General features: G+C 68.6%; 18 protein-coding genes and 1 tRNA gene. 5 read left to right on the top strand and 14 right to left on the bottom strand.

What is annotated here, in order from left to right:
- The first annotated feature begins 17 nt into the window (after positions 1 to 17).
- The 4 genes from plsX (at position 18) to OK349_RS11145 (ending at position 2,762) form a co-directional block, all read left to right on the top strand.
- On the top strand, positions 18 to 1,049 hold the full coding sequence (plsX, locus tag OK349_RS11160) for a phosphate acyltransferase PlsX (RefSeq protein ID WP_265117877.1): 1,032 nt from the start codon (positions 18 to 20) through the stop codon (positions 1,047 to 1,049).
- Positions 1,046 to 2,026 (top strand): beta-ketoacyl-ACP synthase III, encoded by a 981-nt coding sequence (locus tag OK349_RS11155; protein WP_265117876.1) that lies wholly within the window; start codon positions 1,046 to 1,048, stop codon positions 2,024 to 2,026. Before plsX ends, OK349_RS11155 begins: the two co-directional genes overlap by 4 nt.
- 90 nt (positions 2,027 to 2,116) lie before the next feature.
- The gene (locus tag OK349_RS11150; protein ID WP_265117875.1) at positions 2,117 to 2,416 is read left to right on the top strand and encodes an integration host factor subunit alpha; all 300 of its coding nucleotides are present in this window, start codon (positions 2,117 to 2,119) and stop codon (positions 2,414 to 2,416) included.
- A 1-nt stretch (position 2,417) separates the two neighbouring features.
- Complete coding sequence (locus OK349_RS11145; RefSeq protein WP_265117874.1) at positions 2,418 to 2,762, top strand: MerR family transcriptional regulator; 345 nt, start codon at positions 2,418 to 2,420, stop codon at positions 2,760 to 2,762.
- Positions 2,763 to 2,765: 3 nt separating this feature from the next.
- Here the strand turns inward: OK349_RS11145 and OK349_RS11140 are convergent, their stop codons facing one another.
- The 13 genes from OK349_RS11140 to gltX all read right to left on the bottom strand — a co-directional run bounded on the left by OK349_RS11140 (position 2,766) and on the right by gltX (position 14,315).
- A complete protein-coding gene (locus tag OK349_RS11140) occupies positions 2,766 to 3,308 on the bottom strand; it encodes a SixA phosphatase family protein (protein ID WP_265117873.1) in 543 nt (180 codons plus the stop codon).
- Complete coding sequence (locus OK349_RS11135) at positions 3,305 to 6,025, bottom strand: ATP-dependent DNA helicase (protein ID WP_265117872.1); 2,721 nt, start codon at positions 6,023 to 6,025, stop codon at positions 3,305 to 3,307. Before OK349_RS11135 ends, OK349_RS11140 begins: the two co-directional genes overlap by 4 nt.
- Positions 6,022 to 6,681 carry a COQ9 family protein gene (locus tag OK349_RS11130; RefSeq protein ID WP_265117871.1) on the bottom strand — a complete coding sequence of 220 codons (660 nt, stop codon included), beginning with the start codon at positions 6,679 to 6,681 and terminating at the stop codon, positions 6,022 to 6,024. Before OK349_RS11130 ends, OK349_RS11135 begins: the two co-directional genes overlap by 4 nt.
- Positions 6,682 to 6,684: 3 nt before the next feature.
- Entirely contained in the window at positions 6,685 to 7,620 is a 936-nt protein-coding gene (locus OK349_RS11125; RefSeq protein WP_265117870.1) for a DMT family transporter, read from the bottom strand.
- Between the two features lie 71 nt (positions 7,621 to 7,691).
- Positions 7,692 to 8,138: a hypothetical protein gene (locus OK349_RS11120; protein ID WP_265117869.1), complete on the bottom strand. Its 447-nt coding sequence runs from the start codon at positions 8,136 to 8,138 to the stop codon at positions 7,692 to 7,694.
- Entirely contained in the window at positions 8,135 to 8,680 is a 546-nt protein-coding gene (locus OK349_RS11115; protein ID WP_265117868.1) for a GNAT family N-acetyltransferase, read from the bottom strand. The genes OK349_RS11120 and OK349_RS11115 overlap by 4 nt, the downstream gene beginning before the upstream one ends.
- A 7-nt stretch (positions 8,681 to 8,687) precedes the next feature.
- A complete protein-coding gene (gene ribH, locus OK349_RS11110; RefSeq protein WP_265117867.1) occupies positions 8,688 to 9,107 on the bottom strand; it encodes a 6,7-dimethyl-8-ribityllumazine synthase in 420 nt (139 codons plus the stop codon).
- On the bottom strand, positions 9,107 to 10,252 hold the full coding sequence (gene ribB / locus OK349_RS11105; protein ID WP_265118589.1) for a 3,4-dihydroxy-2-butanone-4-phosphate synthase: 1,146 nt from the start codon (positions 10,250 to 10,252) through the stop codon (positions 9,107 to 9,109). The genes ribH and ribB overlap by 1 nt, the downstream gene beginning before the upstream one ends.
- Positions 10,236 to 10,844, bottom strand: a complete 609-nt coding sequence (locus OK349_RS11100; protein ID WP_265117866.1) for a riboflavin synthase — start codon at positions 10,842 to 10,844, stop codon at positions 10,236 to 10,238. The genes ribB and OK349_RS11100 overlap by 17 nt, the downstream gene beginning before the upstream one ends.
- Before the next feature lie 17 nt (positions 10,845 to 10,861).
- Positions 10,862 to 11,806 carry a bifunctional diaminohydroxyphosphoribosylaminopyrimidine deaminase/5-amino-6-(5-phosphoribosylamino)uracil reductase RibD gene (gene ribD / locus OK349_RS11095; RefSeq protein WP_265118588.1) on the bottom strand — a complete coding sequence of 315 codons (945 nt, stop codon included), beginning with the start codon at positions 11,804 to 11,806 and terminating at the stop codon, positions 10,862 to 10,864.
- Positions 11,807 to 11,820: 14 nt separating this feature from the next.
- Positions 11,821 to 12,177: a hypothetical protein gene (locus OK349_RS11090; RefSeq protein ID WP_265117865.1), complete on the bottom strand. Its 357-nt coding sequence runs from the start codon at positions 12,175 to 12,177 to the stop codon at positions 11,821 to 11,823.
- 42 nt (positions 12,178 to 12,219) lie between these two features.
- Positions 12,220 to 12,888, bottom strand: a complete 669-nt coding sequence (locus OK349_RS11085) for an energy transducer TonB (RefSeq protein WP_265117864.1) — start codon at positions 12,886 to 12,888, stop codon at positions 12,220 to 12,222.
- Positions 12,889 to 12,989: 101 nt separating this feature from the next.
- Positions 12,990 to 14,315 carry a glutamate--tRNA ligase gene (gltX, locus tag OK349_RS11080; protein WP_265117863.1) on the bottom strand — a complete coding sequence of 442 codons (1,326 nt, stop codon included), beginning with the start codon at positions 14,313 to 14,315 and terminating at the stop codon, positions 12,990 to 12,992.
- A 93-nt stretch (positions 14,316 to 14,408) separates the two neighbouring features.
- Here gltX and OK349_RS11075 point away from each other — a divergent pair.
- Positions 14,409 to 14,484, top strand: a tRNA-Val gene (locus OK349_RS11075).
- Positions 14,485 to 14,613: 129 nt separating this feature from the next.
- Here the strand turns inward: OK349_RS11075 and OK349_RS11070 are convergent.
- The gene (locus OK349_RS11070) at positions 14,614 to 16,266 is read right to left on the bottom strand and encodes an alpha/beta hydrolase family protein (RefSeq protein WP_265117862.1); all 1,653 of its coding nucleotides are present in this window, start codon (positions 16,264 to 16,266) and stop codon (positions 14,614 to 14,616) included.
- Between the last annotated feature and the right edge of the window lie 19 nt (positions 16,267 to 16,285).

Below are 16,285 nucleotides of genomic sequence, written 5' to 3'. Positions count from 1 at the left end.
AACAGGGGCTGTCATCCATGACCTCCAGCGCGCGGATCGCCGTCGATGCGATGGGCGGCGACGAGGGGCTGGCGGTCATGCTCGCCGGGGTCGCGCGTGCGCGCCGCCGGTTCGACGGGATGCGCTTCCTGCTGGTGGGCGACGAGGCCGCGATACGCGAGGGCCTCAAGACGCACCCCAACCTCACCGCCGCGTCGGAGATCGTCCACGCGCCGGAGGTCGTTACCGCCGACGACAAGCCGAGCCAGGCGATCCGCCGCGCCAAGGTGACCTCGATGGGCATCGCCATTGACCTGGTGAAGAAGGGCGAGGCCGCCGCGGCGGTTTCGTCGGGCAATACCGGTGCGCTGATGGCGATGTCGAAGCTTGCGCTGCGCACCATGCCCGGGATCGACCGCCCTGCACTCGCCGCGCTGATGCCGACGCTGGGCGCCAATGACGTGGTGATGCTCGATCTCGGCGCGAACACCGAGGTCGACAGCCGCAACCTCATCCAGTTCGCGGTGATGGGCGCCGCTTATGCGCGGACGGTGCTCGACCTGCAGGCGCCGCGCGTCGCGCTACTCAACATCGGCACCGAGGAGATGAAGGGCACCGACATCATCCGCGATGCCGCGCAGCGATTGCGTGCCGCGACTCACCTGCCGCTCGAGTTTACCGGGTTCATAGAGGGCAATGCGCTGTCGCGCGGCGATGTCGATGTGATCGTGTGCGACGGCTTTGCGGGCAATATTGCACTCAAGACGGTCGAAGGTACCGCGCGCTTCGTCGCCGACCTACTACGGCGCGCTTTCTCCAGCTCGACGCGATCCAAGATCGGCTTCCTGATCTCGCGCCCGGCGACCGAGCTGCTGCGGCATCATCTCGATCCCAACAACCACAATGGCGCGGTCTTTCTCGGTCTCAACGGCATCGTCGTGAAGAGCCACGGCAGCGCCAACGAGCTGGGCGTCGACACGGCGATCGGCGTTGCGGCGAAGATGGTGCGTGACGATCTTACGCGAAGGATCGCCGAGGATCTGGGTAATTTCGAGGCACAAGCGGCATGAGTGAGTTGGTGCGTCGCGCGGTGATCACCGGAACCGGTTCGGCATTGCCGCCGCGCCGCGTGTCGAACGCCGAGCTGGCGGAGCAGGTCGACACGAGCGACGAGTGGATCGTCGAGCGCACCGGCATCCGCTTCCGCCATATCGCCGCGGAGGGCGAGACCACCGCGACGCTGGCGACCGATGCGGCGAAGGCGGCGCTGGCGGCGGCGGGAACCGCGGCCACCGATATCGACCTGATCGTGCTCGCAACCGCGACCCCGGACCAGACCTTCCCTGCCAGCGCGACCAAGGTGCAGGCGGCGCTCGGCATCGCCGATTGCGTCGCGTTCGACGTCGCCGCGGTCTGCTCTGGCTTCCTCTACGCGCTGCAGGTGGCGGAGAGCATGATCCGCGCGGGCAGTGCGAACCGCGCGCTGGTGATCGGCGCGGAGACGTTCAGCCGCATCCTCGACTGGGAGGACCGCGCGACCTGCGTGCTGTTCGGCGACGGCGCAGGCGCGATCGTGCTCGAAGCGCAGGAGACGGCGTCACGCGACGGGCGCGGCGTGCTCGCCGCCAAGCTGCATGCCGACGGACGTCACAACCAGCTCCTCTATGTCGATGGCGGCCCTTCGACCACCGGCACGGTCGGTAAGCTGCGGATGAAGGGCAAGGAAGTGTTCCGCCATGCGGTGGTCAACCTCGCGGCCGTGATGGGCGAGAGCCTGTCGGCTGCAGGGCTCGATCCGGCCGATGTCGATTGGGTGGTACCCCATCAGGCCAATGCCCGCATCCTCGACGCGACTGCGAAGAAGCTCGGCCTCGCGCCCGGGAAGGTGATCGTGACGGTCGACGAACATGCCAATACCTCCGCCGCCTCGGTACCGCTGGCGCTGGACACGGCGGTGCGCGATGGACGGATCAAGCAGGGCGACCTGCTGGTGCTCGAAGCGATGGGTGGCGGATTCACCTGGGGGGCTGCGGTCGTCCGCTTCTGAGACGCCGGCTCGTCACGAGCGCGTAACGATGGTTGCGCTGTGATATCCATGTGTTACGGTATTACGAAGGCCCGACTGGGAGATTCAACAATGGCCACCGCTGCGACGCTGACCAGAGCCGATCTTGCCGATGCGCTGCATCGTGAAGTGGGCCTGTCGCGTGCGGATGCGTCGCGTCTCGTCGAGCAGATCCTGCGCCACATGTGCGAGGCGCTTGCCCATGGTGAGAACGTCAAGATCTCGGGCTTCGGCAGTTTCGTCCTGCGCGACAAGGGCGAACGGATCGGCCGCAATCCGAAGACCGGCGTCGAAGTGCCGATCGCGCCGCGCCGCGTGCTGACGTTCCGCGCCAGTCAGATGCTGCGTGACCGGATCGTCAACGGGGGGTAAGATGGCCACCGGTCCGGATAAGGGGGTGTCAGAGAAGAAACCTGGCGCCTTCCGGACGATCGGTGAACTCGCGCAGGAAGTCGGGCGTCCCCAGCATATCCTGAGATATTGGGAAACGCGGTTCGCGCAGCTACGCCCGCTCCAGCGCGCGGGCGGGCGCCGCTATTACCGGCCCGAGGATGTCGCGCTGGTGCGGCGAATCGACTCGCTGCTCGGCCAAGAGGGCTACACCATCCGCGGCGTACAGCGGCTGCTTGACGCCGAGCGCGGGGTGCGGGGCAAGAGTGGGGAGTCGCTGCAGACGGTTCGCGATACGCTCGCCGAAGCGCTCAAGCGCGACGGCTGAGCGTCAGTCCCGGCTGGGGCCGAGCGCCGGGTCGAGATCGCGCGGGCGGGTGAAGCGGACGAGCGTCCCGCCGTCCGCGCGGACTGCATGCCAATCACTCACCTCGAAGGTCATTATCGCGAGGGCGGCGGTAGGGAATTTTTCCTCCACTGAATCGCGTAGGGCATCGCCGGCACGATTGGGGATCAGCTTCAGGATCAGATCCTCGAGGCCCGGATTATGGCCGATCAGCAGCGCGCTCTCGGCACCCGCGGGAAGCTCGTGGACGACGTCGAGCAGGCTCGAGGCGGAGGCGAGGTAGATGCGCCGGTCCCAAGCGGGCGCGAGCTGGCTGCCATAGCCCTGCTCAAGCTGCTCGACCGTCTCGACGACGCGCGCGGCCGGCGAGGCGACGACGTGATCGAAGCGCATCGCCTCGCCGCGCAGATGGCGGCCGACGGTGACCGCGGCGCGCTGCCCCTTGGCGTTGAGCGGCCGGTCGAAATCGCGCGCCACGGGATCTTCCCAGCTCGATTTGGCGTGGCGCAGCAACGTCAGAGTCTTCATCGGGGCTCCGGCTCGGGGGTCGCGCGCGCCTTCTGCCCGAAGCTTGCGACAGAGGAAAGACGTTCGACGCGCCGGATCGCCTCGTCGAGCGGCAGCCGCGCGACCGGCGTACCGGGCGGAAAGGCGCCGAGCAGACGCGAGGGCATCGCAGCGGAGAGCAGGACGAACGCGCCGTAATCGTCCGCGCGGCGGATCAGCCGGCCGAACGCCTGGGCGAGCCGCGCGCGGACGATGCGGTCGTCATAGGCGCTCCCCCCATTGGTCAGCCGGCGTGCGGCGTGGAGCACGCTGGGCTTGGCCCAGGGTACGCCCTCCATCACGACGAGGCGGAGCGAATGGCCGGGCACGTCAACGCCGTCGCGCAGCGCATCGGTGCCGATCAGCGACGCGCGCGGATCGTCGCGGAAGATGTCGACCAACGTACCGGTGTCGATTGGGTCGACATGCTGCGCGTAGAGCGGCAGGCCTTCGCGCGCGAGCCGGTCGGCGATGCGGGCATGGACCGCGCGCAGCCTGCGGATCGCGGTGAACAGGCCGAGCGTGCCGCCCTGCGCCGCGACGATCAGGCGGGCATAGGCCGCGGCGAGCGCGCCCATGTCGCCGCGCTTGATGTCGGTGACGATGATCACCTCGGAGCGCGTGGCATAGTCGAACGGGGACAGCGCCTCGAACCGCTGCGGCGGATGGAGCAGGTGCTGCGCGCCGCTGCGCGCCTCGGCGACGTCCCAGTCGCCCCCGGCGCGCAAGGTCGCCGAGGTGACGAGCGCGCCGTGCGCGGGTTTGAGCACGGTATCGGCGAAGGGCTTGCTCGGATCGAGCCAGCGGCGATGGAGGCCGATATCGATCTCCCGCCCTTCGACGCGTTCGACGGCGAGCCAGTCGACGAACTCCTCGGCCGGGGCGCCGCCGATGCGGGCGATCAGCGCGAGCCATGCCGCCACCGTCTCGGCACGCCAGCCGAGCGAGGCGATCGCGCCTTCGATGCGGGCACGGGCGGGTCCGTCCATCCAGTCGGGCGCATCGTCGAGCACGGCTTCGAGGCGGCGGCCGAGCGCGATCATGGGGCGCAGCAGCCGCTCGAGTGCGGCGGCGGCGGGGGTGGCGGCGTCGACTAGTGCGGGATCGGGTTCCGCGAGCTCGGTCTCCATGCCATAGCCGGCTTCGCCCGATCCGTCGGTGTCGCGCGCATAGACGAGTCCGCGCACCGCAGCGAGGAGCTGCTCGACCGGACCGAAGGGCTGGCCCTCGGCGAGACGCTGGAGCCAGCCGTCCGTGGGCAGCGCGCGGGCGGCGTCGACCGCCTCGGCGATCGCCTGGCCGCCGGCATCGTCATAGCTCGCGACGTCGGACAGGCGTGCAGCGAGACCGCGCCGGCGGCCGCGCGCGCCGCCTTCAGGCCCGGTGATCCAGCGCCGCAACTCGATCGTCTCCTGGCCCGACAAGGCGGTGCCGAACATCGCGTCGGCGGCGTCGAACAGGTGGTGTCCCTCATCGAACACGTAGCGCGTCGGACGCGTCGCGGTCTCGCGGCCGCGCGCGGCGTTGACCATCACCAGCGCATGATTGGCGATGACGATGTCGGCGTCGGCACTTGCCCTTGCGGCGCGCTCGATGAAGCATTTGCGGTAATGCGGGCAGCCGGCATAGACGCACTCGCCGCGCCGGTCGGTGAGCGCGGTCGAGCCGTTGCGGCGGAACAGCGCGGGGAGCCAGCCGGGCAGATCGCCGCCGACCATGTCGCCGTCGGCGGTATAGGCCGCCCAGCGCGCGACGAGTTGGGCGAGGATCGCCGCGCGGCCCGCAAAGCCGCCTTGCAGCGCATCCTCGAGGTTGAGCAGGCAGACGTAGTTCTCGCGGCCCTTGCGCGTCACGATGCGCTGCTTGCGGACTTCGGGGTCGGCGAACAGGCGCTCGCCCTCATGCCCCAGCTGGCGCTGGAGCGCTTTGGTGAAGGTCGAGACCCATACCGCGCCGCCGGCCTTCGCCGCCCAAAGCGAGGCGGGGGCGAGATAGCCCAGCGTCTTGCCGATTCCGGTCCCGGCCTCGGCAAGGACGAGATTGGGCGAATCGCGCATGGCGCGGGGCGCAAAGGCGCTGGCAGCAGCTTCGGCGTAGAGACGCTGGCCCTCGCGTTCCTCGGCGCCGTTGCCGGTCAGCGCGGCGAGGCGTTCGCGCACCTCCTCCGGTTCGAGCGCCACCGTGCGCGGCGGGGTGCGTGGCGCCTGTTCGGTCCATTCGGGGAGGCGCGAGAAGAGCCAGCGCTCGGCCTTTTCGGGCCGGTTCAGACGCTGGGCGATGGCTGGCGCCCAGCTCCAGCGCAGGCGGGCAAGCGATTGCGCCGCGTGCCACGCGCCCTCGCGCTCGGGCCAGTCCGTGCCGGCGATGGCGAGCATCGCTTCGGCGGCGGTGCGGAGGAACGGGGCGATTTCGGCATCGTTCGCCGGTTCGGCGAGGCCGAGCGTGCGTGCGAGCCCGCGGGGCGTGGGCACCATGAAGCGTGCGGGGCGGAGAAAGGCGAAGAGTTCGAGCAGGTCGAGCCCGGAGAGCTCGGCATAGCCGAGGCGCTGTGCGGCGAGCGGCGCGTTGAGCAGCACCATCGGCGTATCGGCGGCCAGGCGCACCGCCTCGCCGCGGCCGACGCTACGCGTGCCTTCCACCGTCGCGATCCAGATGCCGCCATGGCTGGCGTGAAGGGCCGGATAGGGAAGCGGCGTCACCGCGCGTTGTAGCGCAGCCGGCCGACGAAGCGCGACAGGCTGAAGCGGTGGTCCTTGCGGCCGGCGAGCTTCGCCTTGGCCTTTTCGAACTGCATGATGTTCTCGATCCGGCGGGCTAGGAAGGCGCGGGTCTCAGCCTGCCCTTCGCTCTCGTCGTTCAGGAACACGGCGATGGTGGCGGCATAGATGCCGGCGAGCATCGCGCGCTTGGTGTAGTGGTTATAGTCGGTCGCGGTGTCGCCCGCGAGCCGCCACATCGTGTCGGCCGAACGCCAGCCGAGCCGGGCGGCGCGCGCGGCGTTCTGCGGCATGGCGAGGATTGCGACGGCACGGCGCAGCGCCTCGCGATTCGGGGCGAGCGCGGCTAACCGGGCTTCGACAAGGGCGGTGATCTTCTGCCGAATTTTCATCGCGCCGAGCGTCTCGGGCGGCAGCGCCTCGGCCATCCGCCGGTCGATCTGCTCGAACCATAGATCGATCATGTCGACCGCATTGCCGGGGACAGCGAGCCGGGCGACGTCGCGGTCCGCGCCGATCGCGTCGGCCGCCGCGTCCACCGCGGTCGCGCCCCAGCCATCGAAGGCGGCATTGGGGGCGAGATGCGGTGCAAGCGCCTCGCGCAGCTCGTCAAGCGTCATGTCGGCAACGTCAGCCATGGTTCAAGACTTAGCCTCGCTTTCCGCGGTTGCAACCTGCCCGGCCGGTGCCGAGCCGCGGCGGACCAGGACGAGCGCGATCGCGACCAGGATCGCGCCGATGAAATCGGGCAGGCCGAGCCGCTCGTCATAGACGATCCAGCCGACGGTCCCCGCGACGATCGGCTGCGAGAGCAGGGCGATGCCGACGACGAGCGGCGAGAGATGCCCGAGCGCGTAGATCAGCAGCCCTTGGCCGAGCACCTGGCTGGCGAGTGCGAGGCCGACGAGCACGCCCCAATTTTGCGGCCAGATCTGTTCACCGAGTGCGATGGCGAAGAGCAGGAGGGGCAGAATTCCGGCAGCACTCGACAGCGCCAGCGCCGGCAGCGGCGTCATGGCGCCACGCGCGCGGGCCATGAGGATGAAATAGACGGTATAGAGGACCCCGGCGAGCAGGCAGAGCAGGTCGCCGAGCAAATGCTCGGGCGACAGGCTGTAGGAGCGGCCGAGCAGTAGCCCCGCGCCGAGCGCGGCGAGCGCGAGCGCGACTCCCTGCTGCCGCGTCGGCCAAGCGCGCGCGATCAGGAACCCCCAAATCGGGTACATGAGCGTCGCCGAGTTGCCGAACAGCGTCGCGTTGGCGAGGGTCGTGTGCAGGATGCCGACATGCCACGAAGCGAGATCGGCGGCGAAAGCGATGCCGGCGAGCAGCAGGACAAGGCCGAGCCCCTTGGCATTCCGCAGCGGATTGCGCTCCATCACGAAGACGATCGCGAACAGGAACGGCACACCGATCGCCAGCCGCCAGAACCCCGCCGCGACGGGACCGACATCGGCGGCGCGCACGAACCACGGACCGAAGGCGAGCGCGATATTGCCGAGGATCAGCGCCGCGAAGGGCGGCGCAGTCCCGCTGTGCTGCGGCGCAGCTTGTCGTGAGGCAGCTCGCTGATGCATGCCGCCCTTAGCCTCCTAACTGTTGCGTATTGCAACCCATCGGCAGGAAAATTTCACAGGCCGGTGCGGGCTCAGGATGCGGTGCGATCGGTCTCGTCGAGCCGCGCTGTGATCCATTGGCGGAACACCGCGCGGGCCTTGGGCTGGAAGAGCATCACGAGCGGGAGCAGCAGCAGCCACGGGAAGAAGAGCGCGGTCACCGCGACGAAGATGAACAGCGCGATTATCCAGCCGCCCAGCGCGCGGCCAAGGCGATTGGAGAAATTGTCGCTCATCACGATCCGGCGCGGCCCCTTGAGGTCGTAGAGGCGCGAGGTAGTGAGGATGGCGCTGCCGCTGCGATCGTCGACGCTGCTCGGCGTCATCGTCTCTACCGGCCGGACGGCAGGCGTGCCTGAGGGCGAGGGCGCACGCACCACCGGCTCGCGCACCGCTGGCTGCCCGGTTCGCGTATCGATCACCACCAGCCGCCGCCCGCGCTCAACTACCTTGTAGCGGCTGGGCGGCGCGTCGGTCATTTCGCGGCGCGCCTCGCCCGCCATTCCTTGGCGGTCTGGCCCCAGGCGTCCACGGCAACGTCCGCATAAGGCGCCGGCAGCTTCGTTGGCCCCATATTGTACGAGCCGAGCCGCTGCGCGAGGCGGATCGAGCGGCTATTCTCGGGCGCGATGGTATGGATCACATTGGTCCAGCCGAGAATTTCGACCGCATAATCCATCGCGGCGACCGCGCCCTCATGCGCATAGCCCTTGCCGGCGAACTCCGACGCGACGCCCCAGCCGACCTCGGTTCCCGGCCAGCCCTCGGGCATCCAGGGGCCGAGCCGGCCGACCCATTTGCCGGTGGTGCGCTCGATCACCGAGAACATGCCGTAGCCGGCGATTTCCCACGCGCCCGCCATGATGCAGAGGTGGCGCCAGGCGACGCTGCGTTCGACGGGACCGCCGAGATGCTCCATCGCGACCGGATCGGCGGAGAAGGCCGCCCAGCCGTCGAGATCCGCCGCCGCCGGGCGGCGCAGGAGTAGCCGCTCGGTGAAGAGGACCGGCCCGTTCACCATGGCTTCGTCATCCGAGCTGTCCGCGGAGTGCGAGCATCGCCAGCGCCGCTTCGGCCGCGCCGCCACCCTTGTTCAGGTGCCTGGGATCGGCGCGGGCGATCGCCTGGACCTCATTTTCGGTGGTGAGGATGCCGTTGCCGATCGGAATGCCGTCCATCGTCAGCGCCATGATGCCGCGCGCGCTCTCATTGGCGACGATCTCGAAATGATAGGTCTCGCCCCGGATCACCACGCCGAGCGCGACATAGGCGTCATAGCGGCCGGTTTCCGCGGCCATGGCGATGGCGCCGGGCACCTCGAGCGCGCCGGGGACGGTGATCGTCTCATGGCTGTGACCCGCCGCCTCGACCGCGGCGCGGGCGCCGGCGAGCAGCATGTCGTTCAAATGATCGTAGAAGCGCGCCTCGACGAGCAGGACCCGGGCCATCAAGCGGCTCCGTCGAGATCGATTGGATGTTCGCCGACAATCGACAGGCCATAGCCATCGAGGCCGACCAGCGTGTGGTGGGTGTTGGTGAGCAGCACCATCTCCTCGACGCCGAGCTCGGTCAGGATCATCGCGCCGACGCCATAGTCGCGCAGCTCCTCCATGTCCGCCTCGGTGCGCTTGCCCGCCTTGCGCTCGACCGCCATGGTGAAGGCGTCGGGGCGCGGCTTGTTGATCACGATGACGACGCCGGCGCCCTCCTCGCCGATGATCTCCATCGAGCGCTGGAGCAGCTTGCCGCGCGCGCCCTCCTCGCCGAACAGGTCGCCGAAGGGTGAGAGCGCGTGCATACGGACGAGGGTCGGCTTGTCCGCGTCGACGCGGCCCTTCATCAGCGCGATCTGCTCGGTGCCGGTCGCCTTGTTCCAGAAGGTGAGGACGCGCCACTCGCCGCCCCAGCGGCTGGTGAAGACGGTTTCGGCGCGGCGCTCGACGAGATGGTCGTGACGGCGGCGATAGGCGATGAGGTCGCGGATCGTGCCGATCTTGAGGTTGTGGAGCTGGGCGAAGGCGACGAGATCGTCGAGCCGGGCCATCGTCCCGTCGTCCTTCATCACCTCGCAGATCACGCCCGAGGGGTTGAGGCCGGCGAGACGCGCGACGTCGACCGCGGCCTCGGTATGGCCGGCACGGACCAACACGCCGCCCTCGCGCGCGACGAGCGGGAAGACATGGCCGGGCGAGACGAGATCGTCGGGGCCGTTGTTCGAGTCGACGGCGACGGCGACGGTGCGCGCGCGGTCGGCGGCGGAGATGCCGGTGGTGACGCCTTCCTTGGCCTCGATCGAGACGGTGAAGGCGGTGCCCATCTTGGTGCCGTTCTTGCGTGCCATCGGCTCGAGCCCGAGCTGGTCGATCCGCGCCTTGGTCATGGCGAGGCAGATCAGGCCGCGGCCATGCTTGGCCATGAAGGCAATCGCATCGGGGGTCGCCATCTGCGCGGGGATGACGAGGTCGCCCTCATTCTCGCGGTCCTCGTCGTCGACGAGGATGAACATGCGGCCGTTGCGCGCCTCGTCGATGATCTCCTCGGGCGAAGAGAGGAAGGCGTGGCGCAGACGGGCTAGTTCAGGCTTGGCCACGATGGGCCTCCATGCGTTGGAGATAGCGTGCGAGCACGTCGATCTCGAGGTTGACGGCCTGACCCTGCGCGAGTGCGCCGAGGGTGGTGACGGCCTGGGTGTGGGGGATGAGGTTGACGGTGAAGTTCGCGGTGCCGTCGGCCTGGTCGGCGATCTCGTTGACGGTCAGCGAGACGCCGTCGATCGTGATTGAGCCCTTGGCGGCGATGAAGGGGGCCAGTGCCCGGGGGACGCTCAAGCCGATCCGCTTCGACTCGCCGTCGGGCTCGATGTCGAGCACGGTGCCGGTGCCATCGACATGGCCGGTGACGATATGGCCGCCGAGCTCGTCACCGACCTTGAGCGCGCGTTCGAGGTTGAGCTTGCGGCCTTGCGCCCATTGGTCGGCAGTACGCGATACGGTCTCGTGCGAGACGTCGACCGCGAACCAGCCGGGCGCCTTATCGACCACGGTGAGGCACACGCCCGAGCAGGCGATCGAGGCGCCGAGGTCGACCGTCGCGGTGTCGTAGGCCGTCGCGATACGGACGCGCAGATCGCCGCGGTTCTCGACGGCGTCGATGGTGCCGATGTCGGTGACGATGCCTGTGAACATACCTTTATTCTGAATCCTCAAGTCCTGGCGCGCTCGTAAACCTCGAGCCGGTCGCTGCCAAGCATGCGCGTGTCGATGAGCCGCCAGCGGCCATGTGCGTCGGCGAGCGATGCGAGGCCGAGATCGGCGAGGCCGGGCTTGCCGCCGAGCAGCACGGGCGCGCGATAGAGCAGCAGGCGATCGATCAGATCGGCGCGAAGGAAGGCGGTGGCGGTTTGCGCGCCGCCCTCCACGAAGAGATGGTCGACACCGTCGAGTGTTGCGATGACTTCGGGCGCGGCGATCGTCGTCCAGCCTTCGGCGGCGTAGCTCGACAGGAGGATGCGGCGCGGGGCGCGGTCTTCGAGGCCGGGCAGGCGGACGTCGAGACGCGGCGAGTCGGCCTCCAGCGTGCCGCGCCCGACCAGGATCGCCTCGTGGCGCGCGCGTTCGAGATGGACGTGGGCGCGCGCCTCGGGTCCCGTAATCCAGCGGCTCTTGCCGTTCGCCAGCGCGACGCAGCCGTCGAGCGAGGTGGCGAGCTTGAGCGTGACGTGCGGGCGGCCATGTGCCTGGCGAATGGGGAAGCCGGCCGTTGCGCGACGGGCGTCGGCCTCGGCGGTGCCAGTCGTGACCTCAATACCGGACGCACGCAGCGACTCGATGCCTTTGCCGTTGGTGCGCGGGTCGGGATCGGTGATGGCGATCACAACCCGGGCGATTCCCGCTTCGATCAGCGAGGTGGAGCAAGCGGGACCGCGGGGCGAGACATGCGCGCACGGCTCGAGCGTGACATAGGCGGTGGCGCCGCGCGCCGCGATGCCGGCCTGGGCGAGCGCCATCGCTTCGGCGTGGGGCCGGCCGCCGGGCTGGGTCCAACCGCGGCCGACGACCCGGCCGCTATTGACGAGCAAGCAGCCGACATTGGGATTCGGCGCGGTCCGGCCGCGCCCGCGCGACGCGAGCGCCACCGCCACGCCCATCCAGCGTGCGTCGCTCAAAGGCCCATGGCTTTCAGTTGGTCGTCGATCTTCTTGTATTCGAGCCGCTTCTTCTCGGCGCGGGCCTTTTCCTCGGCCTCGCGCTTCAGGCGCTTTTCCTCGTCGACCTTCTGCTGGGCGATGATCTCGTCCAGCGTGCGGTCGGCGCGCCAGTTCTGGACGTAGATGATCTCGCGCTTGTAGGCGCGCTCGAAATAGGAATCCAAATAGAAACCGGTCAGGATCAGCCCGGTCGTCACGAAGGCGGCGAGCAGGAACCAGAGCTGGTAGCGATGACGGATACGCAGGACGTCGCGCAGGTCCTGGAGCGGCCCGACCGACGACACCTGCCTGTTGCGCCTCATGAAGAACATGGCGCCAAGATAGGCGTGCCGCGCGGCCGGGACCAGTCCCGCTTACTCGACGATCTGGAAACGCATCGTCATCGTCTTCCACCCCTCGACCGGGATGCCGTCGCGCGTCGCGGGCTTGAAGCGCCAGCGGGCGAGCGCATGGCGGCGCGTCGCGTCGGCCAGCACATCGTTGGGGCTCTTCACGACCTCGATCACCTTGACCCGGCCATCCACGCCGATCAGCGCGCGGACCTTGACGCTCCCTTCGATCCCGCCGCGGATCGCGGAGGGCGGATAGGGCGGCTGCAGCGCATCGGCGTAGCGCGGATCGACCGCCGCGCTAACCAGCACCGGGGCGCGTGGCGGGTCGACCGTGATGCCGCCGGAGGCCGGTCCGGGATCGCCAGGGGGATCAAAGGTGACGGGGCCGGGATCCGGCGTGGTGCCGATCGCCGGCCCCGTCGGAGGAAGCACCACCCTGGGATCAGGCTGCGTGATGGGAGGGGTGGTGCGGGACTTGATCGCCTGCTCGGCCGGGGGCTGCGGCTTGGGCTTCGGCGGGGTGGGTTCGGGCAGTGGGATATTGCGACCGGTAAGGACGGTGGTGATGCTGCCGGGCATGATCGTCGGACCCGCATAATAGAGGCCCAGGATCATCGCGCCGCTGATCAGAAGGGCTGCGCCGGCTCCGGCCGGGCGCGATGCCGTCGAATGATACCTGTCGGCATACATGGCTTGCTCTCCTTGTCTCCGGTCTTGGCCGGATGAAGAGATGTTACACTATTACATCACTGAGGCAAGACGGTTCTGCGCGGCGACGAATCGTGCTGCCTTTAGCCGCCTAGCCGCTCGATCGAACGGTCGCGGCCGATCAGGGGCAGCAGCGCCGCCATGTCGGGGCCATGATCGCGGCCGGTGAGCGCGCGACGCAACGGGAGGAAGAGCGTGCGGCCCTTGCGGCCGGTCGCGTCCTTGAGCGCGCCGGTGAGGGCGTGCCAGGGATCGCCGGACCAGTCGATCGCAGCGACGGTCCGCGCCGCGAGGCGAAGAAACTCGACGTCGTCGGGATCGGGGCTCGAGTCGATCGGCCCCTCGACCACCGCCCACCAGTCCGCGGCCTCGGCGACGGTTGTGAGATTCGGGCGGATCGCGAGCCAGCCAGCCTCATCCATGGCGGCAGGAAGCCGCCCGGCGACATCAGCGTAGTCGAGCTGATGGACGATGCGCGTATTGAGCTGGGCGAGCTCGGTTTCGTCGAAGCGCGCGGGAGCGCGGCCGAAACGCGCGAAATCGAAGCTCTCGATCAGCGGTGCGGGATCGGCAAGCGGCTCGACCGGATCGCTGGTCCCAAGCCGGGTGAGCAGCGCGACGATCGCCTGCGGCTCGATCCCTGCCTCTCGAAAATGATCGGCGCCGAGCGAGCCGAGGCGCTTGGAGAGCTTGCCCTCGGCGCCGGTCAGTAGCGCTTCGTGCGCAAAGGCAGGCGGCGCGGCGCCGAGCGCGGCGAACATCTGGAGCTGCGCCGCGGTGTTGGAGACGTGATCCTCGCCGCGCACCACATGCGTGATGGCGAGATCGACGTCGTCGATCACCGAAGGGAGGAGATAGAGCCACGAGCTGTCGGCGCGGCGGATGACGGGATCGCTCATCGTCGCCGGATCGAAGCGCTGGGGCCCGCGGATCAGATCGTGCCACTCGATCGGAGCGCCGTGATCGAGCTTGAAGCGCCAGTGCGGGCGGATGCCCTCGGCCTCGAGCCGGGCGCTGTCAGCGTCGGTCAGCGCCAGCGCTGCGCGGTCATAGACAGGCGGCAGGCCGCGGCCGAGCAGGATCTTGCGCTTGAGATCGAGCTCCTGCTGGGTCTCATAAGCGGGATAGACGCGGCCCGCGGTCACCAGCTCGGCGAAGCGGCGCTCGTACAGGTCGAAGCGCTCCGACTGGCGCGCCTCGCCGTCGGGGATGAGGCCGAGCCAGGCGAGATCGGCGCGGATTGCCTCGACATGCTCCTCGCGCGATCGTTCGCGGTCAGTGTCGTCGATGCGCAGCAGGAAGCGGCCGCCCGCCTTGCGCGCCCACATCCAATTATGGAGTGCGGTGCGGATGTTGCCGACATGCAGGCGGCCGGTGGGGCTGGGTGCGAAACGGGTGACGACGCTCATGCGACGCCCGCTACTCCATTTCGCGGCCGCGTGCACCGCCCGGTTTACGCGCGCGCCGAACCGGCCTATCGGAGCGCACACGGCCGAGCGGCCGGGCGCTTAGCTCAGTTGGTAGAGCATCTCGTTTACACCGAGAGGGTCGGCGGTTCGAGCCCGTCAGCGCCCACCATCCAGACCGCGGAAAACCGCCATTTTTTTGTGATTGGACGGCATCGGCCAGACCCGGTCATGATGCTGTGTATCCAGCGAACTCGTGCACGAAGATACCCTCGGTTCCTGAAGGGTATTTGATGGCTGCTTAGGGGCCGTAAGCTGCCAGGCCGCTTATAAGCAAGCTGATAGCCGAAGCTGACCCGGCAAGGCAGGGGCCTTCGGCGACGATGTCGGCGTGAGATCGTTGATCGGATGTAATTCGATCCCAAACCGCTCTAGCGCGCTCTGGTTTGCCGCTTCCCGGCGCCAGCACATCGCGCAGCCAGTCCCCGACAAGCGTCACCAGGCGCGGCGACCCGAGATTCGGGCCCAGCTTCGTACCTTCCGCTGACGCGCCGGTAACGGCGCCTTCCTGGAACCAGTGGCTCAGCCCGTCCAGCACCACCACGCGTGCGCGTGGGTTATCGGTCAGCGCCGCGCGCGCCGCCGGGGCTTCGTGAGAAGCCACAACGAGCGGGTCCTTGGTCCCGAACACCGCCAGGACCGGCATCCGCAGCATCTTGAGATCGGAGGCCGATCGAAGCTGATTTGCCTTCCACGCGGTCGGCGTGTCGATCGTCGCCAGCGCGCGTTCCGCCATCGGCCGCGGAAAACCCGCTGCCTCGAACTTTTTGATTACCGCCGCGCGTAACGTTTCGATCGTCGCTGCATCCTTGCCGTCGATCCGGGCCTGGAGGAGCGCGATGGCGGCATCGGCCGCGGGGCCCGCCGTCGCCTCGGGCCGACCGGCAAAGATCATTTGACTGAAAATCGCCTGCCGAAGGTAAGGCAGTCCGTCCCCGACCGATCCGGCGAGCATGACCACGGTTGCGATCGTCGGGTCAGCAGCCGCCACCGCAGGTGCGATCACACCGCCTTGGCTTTGCCCGACCAGCGCGACGCGGCTACCGTCAACATCCGGTTGGCGGCGCATCGCCGCTACGGCGGCCGCAGCGTCGGCGGTCAATCGCTCTATGTCCTCCTCGTATTTGCCGGTCGACTGCCCGATCCCGCGTTTGTCATATTCAAGAGTCGCGATGCCGTCGCCGGTCAGCCGCTTGATAATCTCCGGGAATCCACCGCGCCCATTGGGCCCATGCCCCTGGATCAGGATCGCGATCGGAAAAGGGCCGTCGCCGTGGCCGGTCGGCAAGCGCAGCGTCCCGGCCAGAATTACGCCGGGCTTGGACTGGAGGCGGACGTCGACGACGATTTCCGCAGGTCGGAAATCGGCGAAGGCGCGCACGACGGTAGTGCGGTCGACAGTTCCGCGCAGGAATGCAACTGGCCCCAGCGTGACCTCGGCGCCTGCCAGACCGAGCGGCACCGAAAGCGACTGTGAATCCGCGGCGAAGTCACTGGGTGCTATGCCGCTGACTGACACCTGCTGCCAGGCAGACGTCAACGCCGCCTCCATCGTTGCAAAGCGCGCATAGCCCGGTGCGCCACCCTGCAATGCCACGGTCAGCCGCACCGGCCGCGCTGCGCGAGCCCAGAAAATGGCGGTCACGCGCTCTCCTGAGGTGATCCTTCCCGGGATCGTCATGCCTGCGCCGCTCGACCAGGGTTCGCCGGGCCCCGTCCGCGGCTGCACCGCCACGGTTCCGCCTCCGGAGACCGTTTGGTCAAGGCCATAACCGGACGTCGTGCCCCAGATCTGCCAGCGCGATGCACCATAGGTCTGCACCTGCTGGGCATCCGCCCGGCCTGGTCCAACGAGGCCAATCGCGAGTGAAAGCACGAGGAAAAACCACGTCACATGTTGCACAAGTCGGTGC

The organism is Sphingomonas sp. BT-65 (assembly GCF_026107375.2).
GTDB lineage: Bacteria > Pseudomonadota > Alphaproteobacteria > Sphingomonadales > Sphingomonadaceae > Sphingomonas.
The sequence above is the reverse complement of the archived record's forward strand: the minus strand, read 5'-3'. Positions and strand labels throughout refer to the sequence as shown.